5 protein-coding genes are annotated in these 4,071 nt (G+C 70.5%); 1 reads left to right on the forward strand and 4 read right to left on the reverse strand.

Annotation, left to right across the window (positions count from 1 at the left end; genetic code table 11):
• On the reverse strand, positions 1–213 hold a 213-nt coding region (locus ON27_RS16240), incomplete at its 3' end, for a hypothetical protein (RefSeq protein ID WP_043727170.1).
• A gap of 155 nt (positions 214–368) precedes the next feature.
• The gene (locus ON27_RS16245) at positions 369–1,058 is read right to left on the reverse strand and encodes an HAD family hydrolase (protein WP_043727178.1); all 690 of its coding nucleotides are present in this window, start codon (positions 1,056–1,058) and stop codon (positions 369–371) included.
• Positions 1,059–1,209: 151 nt separating this feature from the next.
• Here ON27_RS16245 and ON27_RS16250 point away from each other — a divergent pair, with 151 nt between their 5' ends.
• Positions 1,210–3,156, forward strand: coding sequence for a gamma-glutamyltransferase family protein (locus ON27_RS16250; RefSeq protein WP_043727182.1), 1,947 nt, complete (start codon positions 1,210–1,212; stop codon positions 3,154–3,156).
• Positions 3,157–3,225: 69 nt separating this feature from the next.
• Here ON27_RS16250 and ON27_RS16255 read toward each other — a convergent pair whose 3' ends face one another.
• Complete coding sequence (locus ON27_RS16255; RefSeq protein WP_043727186.1) at positions 3,226–3,765, reverse strand: GNAT family N-acetyltransferase; 540 nt, start codon at positions 3,763–3,765, stop codon at positions 3,226–3,228.
• Positions 3,766–3,885: 120 nt separating this feature from the next.
• A partial coding sequence (locus tag ON27_RS16260; protein ID WP_043727189.1) for a PH domain-containing protein occupies positions 3,886–4,071 on the reverse strand: 186 nt, incomplete at its 5' end.

The following is a 4,071-nucleotide window of genomic DNA, read 5'->3' on the forward strand; positions in this document are numbered from 1 at the left end:
TCCGAACACGAGAAGACCCAGCGCCCAGGCCACGCAGAACTGCGTGGAGGCCGTGGCGGCCGCGTCGCCGCCCCGGGTCAGATTCATCAGCACGGGATAGACGAGTCCGAAACCCGCCATCCCAGCGACGGCTTCCCGCACGTCCCGAACCGCTTCCGGCATGGCCGTTTCCACGCCGATGGACGACTCGTCACCGGAGAACGCCAAGCTCACAGCCGTACCTCCGTTGGTACCGAACCTTCCGGCGAATCTCGCGAATACGCCGAAATCGCACCGTAACACGGTGACCGCGCGCCCAACTCGGAGTTCGCCAAATGAACCGAGGGTTGCGACGAGGTGTGCGCCGCGCGGATCGACCGGCCGGGAGACTAGTCCGCGAGTCCGTGCCGACGCAGGGCGGTCAGCAGGGCGTCCGGACGCTCGGCGGTGGGCCGGGCCTCCACCAGAGCGAAGCGGCTGCCCAGCGCCTCGGCGCCGCCGTCGGCCTCGGCGCTGTCGCCGATCATCAGCGCCGCCTCGGCGGGCACGCCCAGTTCACCCAGCGCGGACCGGAAGATCTCCGGATCGGGTTTCATCGCGCCGACCTCGTAGGAGAGGGTGAACGCGCCGACCAGCCGATCCCAGCCGCGCGCCGCGAACGACGGACGGATGTCGAACGGGATGTTGCTCACCACCGCGACCGGAACGCCCTGCGCGGCCAGCTGGTTCAGCACCGCCTCGCTGTCGGGGTACGGCGTCCACTCCAGCGGGTCGAGCAAGCGGGCGTACAGCCGTTCGGCATCCTCGTCGGTCGGCACGCCCGAACTGCGCAGCACGTGCATCATCACCTTGCGGTGCAGCGCCGGGTCCAAGTCGCGGTGGTCCCAGGCGTACTGCGTCTCGGCGTCGAATTCGGCGGTGTGGTCCACCGGCGCCGTCATCCGCCGCATGATCTCGGCCTTCTCGCCCACGTCGAACGCCCGCCCGTCCGGCCAGGTCAGATCCGCGTACCACGATTCGTCGTCCTCCAGCCGGAACAGGGTTCCGGAGAAGTCGAACAGCACCGCCTCGATCGCCACCCGGCCAGCCTACCGACGGACCGCCCGGCGCCACCGCCGCGCGCCGGACGATCCCACCCGTCCTCGGCGCGACACACGCTGCGGCCAGGTCGATTTCGCCGGTGGGAAGGAAACCGGCGCGGCTGTCGGTACCGAAGGTTAAAGTCCGGGCATGGGGCGCAAGCGAGGAAGTTGGGCCGCCGCCGCGGCGGCGTTCGCACTCACCGTCGGGATGGCCACCGCCTGTTCGTCCGATGAGAGCCGGGCGGGTGGCGTCTGCGAGACGGTTCCGAACGGCACCCCGGTCGCCGCCGAGACGAGCCCGGCCGGCGGCAGCAAGGACATCAGCACCAACCCCGAGATAGCGACCGGCTATCGCGCGAACATGACGCCGGTGCGCACGCACACCTTCGCGGTGTCGACCGCCAACCCGGTGTCGACCAAGGCCGCCTGTGAGGTCCTGCGCGACGGCGGCACCGCGGCGGACGCGCTGATCGCGGCGCAGACGGTACTCGGTCTGGTCGAACCGCAGGCCTCCGGTATCGGCGGCGGCGCGTTCCTGCTCTACTACGACGCGAACACCAAGACCGTCGACGCCTACGACGGCCGCGAGGTGGCCCCCGCGGCCGCCACCGAGAACTATCTGCGCTGGATCAGCGACACCGACCGCACCGAGCCCAAGCCGAACACCCGGGCCAGCGGCCGCTCCATCGGCGTCCCCGGCGTGCTGCGGATGCTGGAGCTGGCACACCGCGACCACGGCAAGACGGCGTGGCGCGAGCTGTTCGACCCCGCCATCGGACTGGCCGATCAGGGCTTCCCGATCAGTCCCCGCCTCGCGGGCCAGATCGCCGACTCCGCCGTGGACCTCGCCGCCGACGAGGACGCCAAGGCGTATTTCCTCGAGCCGGACGGCAAACCGAAGGCCGCCGAGACCGTGCTCACCAACCCCGCCATGGCCAAGACGCTGAGCGCCATAGCCGCGGAGGGCGCCCAGGCCTTCTATACCGGCGCCATCGCCCGGGACATCGTCGCGGCGGCGGGCCGGTCCTCCGGCGGGCGCACCCCGGGCCTGATCACGATCGAGGACCTGGCCGGCTATCAGGCGAAGAAGCGCACCGCCTTGTGCACGGGCTACCGGGAGCACGAGATCTGCGGCATGCCAAGCCCCTCGTCGGGCGGCATCACCGTCGCCGCCACCTTGGGCATCCTGGAGAACTTCGACCTGGCCACCATGCGTCCGGACGACATCGACCGCAACGGCGGCAAGCCCAGCGCGCAGGCCGTGCACCTCATCTCGGAGGCCGAACGCCTCGCCTACGCCGACCGCAACAAGTACGTGGCCGATACGGATTTCGTCCCGCTGCCGGGCAATTCGGCCCAGACCCTGCTGAACCGGGATTACCTGCGGCAGCGTGCGGGGCTGATCGATCCCAACCGCAGCATGGGCACCGCCCAGCCGGGTGATTTCGGCCCCGTGCCGCTGGGCGTCGGCCCGCAGCCGCCCGAGCACGGCACCAGCCACATCTCGGTGGTCGACCGGTACGGCAACGCCGCGGCGATGACCACCACCGTCGAGGCGGCGTTCGGTTCGTTCCACCTGGTCGACGGATTCGTGCTGAACAACCAGCTCACCGACTTCAACGCCGACCCAGTGGGCGCCGACGGCGTGCCGATGGCCAACCGCATCCAGCCGGGTAAGCGCCCGCGCAGTTCGATGAGCCCGACGCTGGTGTTCGGCAAGGCGCCCGACGGGTCGCGTGGCGAACTCACCCACGTCGCGGGTTCGCCCGGCGGCTCGGTGATCATCCAGTTCGTGGTGAAGACGCTGGTCAATATGTTCGATTGGGGGCTGGACCCGCAGCAGGCGGTCTCCGCGGTCGCGTTCGGGGCAGCGAACAGCCCGTCCACGGGCATCGGCGGCGAGCACCCCGCGATCGACGCCGCCGACAACGGCGACCACGACCCGCTGGTGCTCCGGCTGCGTCAGCTCGGCCATCAGGTCTCGGTCGCCCCACAGGTCAGCGGCCTCAGCGCCCTGAAACGCACCGGCACGGACGGCTGGATCGGCGGCGCGGACCCGCGGCGCGAAGGCGCGGTTCTCGGCGACGCCCACTGACGAGCAGCGGTTCCGGCCACGTCGGCCCCTGCACCGTCGCGAATCGGGTGCACTCGGCGGGCGGAGCCGTCAGGTCGTTCGCAGCATCGGATACACGACCGGCCCGCGGCCGATCGCCAGCTCGCCCTGCGGCTCGAACCCGAACCGCTGGTAGAAGGGTACGGTGCCGCTGGTGTTCGAGATCAGGAAGCAGTCCTGCTCGGCCGCCGACAGCCGCCGCTCGAGCAGCGCCGTCGCCAGCCCACGCCCCCGCGCGCCGGGCAGCGTCCCGATTGCGGCCAGGTACAGATGTGGCGCCGTCGGTCGCGCGTGCTCCATCTGCCGCCCCGCCGCCAGTGCACGCGCCGCGCCCGGCCCCAAAGCACGCAGCAAGGTCAGCGGCTTCGCCATAGGCGAGATCGCGCTCGCGGGCTCCCACAGCGCCACACAAGCGAGGTTGCCCGCCGCGTCCTGCGCCGAGTCCACCAGCCCGTTCTTCCGGCGCGAGGCGATGCGCGAATTCCAGAACAGCGGCAACGCTTTTCGCCGCCGCGACGAACCCGGCCAGAAGTAGGTCATCAGCGGATCGTCGGCGAAAGCCGCCGCGAGGACGAACGCACCTGGCTCCATATCGGCGAGGCTAGACCAGCCTCCGGACCGGTGCGAAGCGAACCGTCCGAGGCGAAGAACCCGCCCGCGCGGCCCGCGATCGCTTGGTCCACCGGGGAGGGCGCGAACCGGCCTGCCCGCTCACTCGCTCCCGGAGTACTTCGCGCCGAGTTCACGCAGCCGGGTCATCGCCCGCGCCGCGTGCTCCTTGTCGTTGGAGCGGATCGCCAGCATCGGGACGTAGTCGTCGTCGACCAGTTCCAGACGCGCCCAGGACTTTCGATCCGGAAACGACACGCCCCGAATGTAGTCCCACGGAAAATCGCT

The sequence above is a fragment of the Nocardia asiatica NBRC 100129 genome (assembly GCF_000308415.1).
Taxonomy (GTDB): domain Bacteria; phylum Actinomycetota; class Actinomycetes; order Mycobacteriales; family Mycobacteriaceae; genus Nocardia; species Nocardia asiatica.